This window comes from Phytobacter sp. V69 (assembly GCF_965644215.1).
Classification (GTDB): Bacteria; Pseudomonadota; Gammaproteobacteria; order Enterobacterales; family Enterobacteriaceae; genus Phytobacter.
Window position 1 is genome coordinate 1 of sequence record NZ_CBFFRL010000498.1, and the last position, 599, is coordinate 599.

Below are 599 nucleotides of genomic sequence, written 5' to 3' on the forward strand. Positions count from 1 at the left end.
CAGCGAAGAAAAACAGCAGCAGTTCATCACTGAATATGAGGCTCTTAAGCTCACTGCGGGTAATAATAAAGAACCTATCCTGTTTATTGATGCCGTGCATCCCACGCAGTCAACGAAACTGAGTGGTGGCTGGATACGCAGGGGTGAGCGCAAACCGGTTAAAACCACCGGGAGCCGTACCCGAATGAATATCATCGGGGCACTCTGTCTGAACGATATTGCCCGAACAGTGACCGGCGATTATGCACAGATTAATGCCAGAACCATTTGTGAGTTCTTCATCGCCATCCGGAAGACTTACCCCGTCAGGCAGAAAGTACACCTTATACTGGATGGTGCGCCATATCACCGGGCCTCACTGGTGCAGGACTGGGCGGTGGTGATGAATATTGAGCTGCACTACCTGCCGCCCTACAGCCCGAATCTGAATCCGATTGAGCGGTTGTGGAAGGTCATGAATGAGCATGCCCGGAACAACCGGTATTTCGCCACAGCGAAGGACTTCCGGCTGGCGATAAACGGATTTTTCGGTGATACCCTGCCAGAGATAGCGGGGAAACTGAGCTGTCGTATTAACGATAATTTTCAAAAACTCAAAC

1 protein-coding gene is annotated in these 599 nt (G+C 50.8%); it reads left to right on the forward strand.

The genetic code is table 11. The features are described from left to right. Positions 1 to 599, forward strand: a 599-nt coding sequence (locus ACSZPU_RS26210) for an IS630 family transposase (RefSeq protein ID WP_499004545.1), incomplete at both ends; no start/stop codon positions are given.